Origin of the sequence: Microcystis sp. M49636_WE2, from assembly GCF_030065375.1 — a bacterium.
GTDB lineage: Bacteria > Cyanobacteriota > Cyanobacteriia > Cyanobacteriales > Microcystaceae > Microcystis > Microcystis aeruginosa_C.
In genome coordinates, this window is record NZ_JASJFG010000396.1 from 1 (window position 1) to 2,650 (window position 2,650).

The 2,650-nt window shown below is 37.4% G+C and carries 3 protein-coding genes; all 3 read right to left on the bottom strand.

The genetic code is table 11. The features are described from left to right. A partial coding sequence (locus PX484_RS09535; protein ID WP_288103617.1) for a D-alanine--D-alanine ligase family protein occupies positions 1-723 on the bottom strand: 723 nt, incomplete at its 3' end. A gap of 232 nt (positions 724-955) precedes the next feature. Further along, positions 956-2,020: a hypothetical protein gene (locus PX484_RS09540; RefSeq protein WP_287668173.1), complete on the bottom strand. Its 1,065-nt coding sequence runs from the start codon at positions 2,018-2,020 to the stop codon at positions 956-958. 2 nt (positions 2,021-2,022) lie between these two features. Further along, complete coding sequence (locus PX484_RS09545; protein WP_149979390.1) at positions 2,023-2,625, bottom strand: J domain-containing protein; 603 nt, start codon at positions 2,623-2,625, stop codon at positions 2,023-2,025. Positions 2,626-2,650 lie beyond the last annotated feature (25 nt).

The window sequence follows — 2,650 nt, forward strand, 5'->3', positions numbered from 1 at the left end:
TCCCACCAAAGAAGCTTGGGGATTATCATTACCTAAAACCGCACATTCGATCTCCCTTGCGGTTACTCCTGCTTCAACAATAATCCGTCGATCATAACTAGCAGCACTATCTAAAGCAGCCTCTAATTCTTGCCGGTTGCGAGCTTTACTAATACCCACCGAAGAACCTAAATTAGCGGGTTTAATAAAACAAGGATAACCTATTTCCTCGGCGATTTGATCGCACAATTGCGGAAAAACACAGGCATTTGACCACACTTGCGAGCGGGTTATAGCCTTATACTTAACTTGGGGTAATCCAGCGGCTGCAAAAGCAGTTTTCATGGCAATTTTATCCATGCCTAGGCATGAACCCAGGACCCCACTACCCACAAAAGCAACCCGCATGAGAGTGAGTAATCCTTGTAAAGTGCCGTCTTCTCCATTCGGTCCGTGGAGAATTGGAAACCAAACCTCAATTTCGCTCACTTCTGGGGGAAATTGCCAGATATTGACTTTTATATCACTCTCAATAGCTAGGGGTTGCCCAGAGGTTAAAATTTGTCTAGCAGTTGCTGCCGAATGCCAACAGCCATTTTTATCGATATAGAAGGGGATAACGGCGTATTTGTCAAGATTTTCGGGATAATTAAAAGCTTGCAGGATCGATCGAGCCGAATTGATAGATACCTCGTGTTCTCCCGATCGACCACCAAACAACAATCCTACCTTGATCTTATCCATATTATCCTCTCTAGACCCAGCTAGATCCTAAATTAGAGTTCAACTATCATATATACTATGGGCGGAGTTGACAATAGTTGCCAATGATTTAGATGCGGCTGTCCCTCGTCAGATCGGAGTTTTAACCCAAATTCTCGATAAATTAATTATCGCTCATGATGAGATGTGGTCGTTCTTTCCCTAAAAAAATGGATAATCACTTTGGAGCTATTCACCCCCCGAAATTGAATGATTATTTAGCTAATTTTTCCAGTTTTTTCTTAGTTTTCTGAAGTTTTAAGGCTAAATTGCCCTGATGTTCGGGATAGTAAACGTGCAAGAATTCGATAAAATCCTCGATGGTACAAGGTTGATGAAATCCCCCTAAGTTACCGTGGAATTCTTGGTGAATTTCTTCTTTAATAGTCACCAAATTCAGATCTAATGTCGCTAGATGGGGATATTTTTGGGCAGAGTAAAGATGATGGACAGCGAGATTAAATTTATTATTTCTATCCGGTTTTTGCCCTGTCACCTGACAAGTGTTTTTATCTCTAGTTTTAGCTCGTTTTTTAGCCTTTTCAATCTCGATTTTTTGTTTGGTATCGTCATCTAGATTTTCCTGAATTTCTTTAAAGGCAAGAGGAAACTCGATTTCAATCATTTTACACATTTCTTGGCGCGATTTATTCGTCAAAGTTTCACTCATGGATTTAGAAATGCGAACAACTCCACTTTCAGAGAACCAAAACTCTCTTTTTTCATCTTCGTAAAAATCTACTCCTATTTTTAAAGGACGAACTTCTGTTTTAGTATTTTTGATTACCTTAGCAAGTTCTTCATCATCAACTTTCAAAGATGAAGATTCGTGGAGTTTAAGATTATTGAATGTTTGATTTAGCTTGGCTCCATTAGTTTTTAAAATTCGCCGCAAACTCTGTTTATGAATCATAGCCACTCCTTGATAAACTTTAATTTCGCCAGAGTCAGCCAATTCATTAAAAATTAATTTTCGTGCCAAAGAGCGACGAATTTTTTGATCGTGCTTAGTAAAAAATTCTCTAAATCTGTATAAAATTCCTCGCTTTTCATGCTGATCAATATAGGAAGCAATTTTTAAAGCACCTTCAAAAGAAAACAATCTAACTTTATCTTTTTTGTTGACAAATTGATAATCGACACCTTCAACTAAATCCCAATCATCATTAGGATCAGCATCAAAAATATCAACAATTTTGTCTAGTTTTTCAAGAGTAATAGAAAACCATTGAGCTAATTCGGTATCCCGGATCAGGAAGGTATTTGCTTTCTGAGGCATGATTATTTTATCTCCGTGGTGATAGACTTATACATGACAGTTAAACAATCAAAAACTTCTGCGTCTCCTGTTTCTTGGTTATCGGGATGATAGATCTTAGAAAGACGATAATAGGCATTTTTAATGTCTTCCTTAGTGGCAGTTTTTGGATCAAGCTCGAAAACACGATAGGGATAAAAATATTTAAATATATTAATACCATTAATACAATGCTTACCTGTTTCCCCATCTTCTTCTGGTAAAATACCTACATACTCTCTGTAAATTTTTTCCCAACTTTCTCGCTGAGATAAATTGATGTTATCAAAGGCTCTAGTAGCCATTTGAAACATACTCGATTTTTTTAATTCTGTGGTATTGCTAACCTCAAAATAGGCATAAACTGCCTGTTTAAGTTGCGTTAGAGTTAAAGGTTTAACTTTTGAGCTTGTGGTGGTGGTGGCTGTAGTTTTTGATTTAGTTAACGATGGTTTAGGAGACTTTTTACGGTGGTTTTTGATGACAAAATCGGCAAAATCTTCGAGAATACGACTTTCGATCGAGTATTGCTCACAGATATGACTAATCTGCTCTAAAATGAGCGAGTTAAGAGGATTAGTGGTCATAATTTCCCTAAGAAGCTGCAAAAAA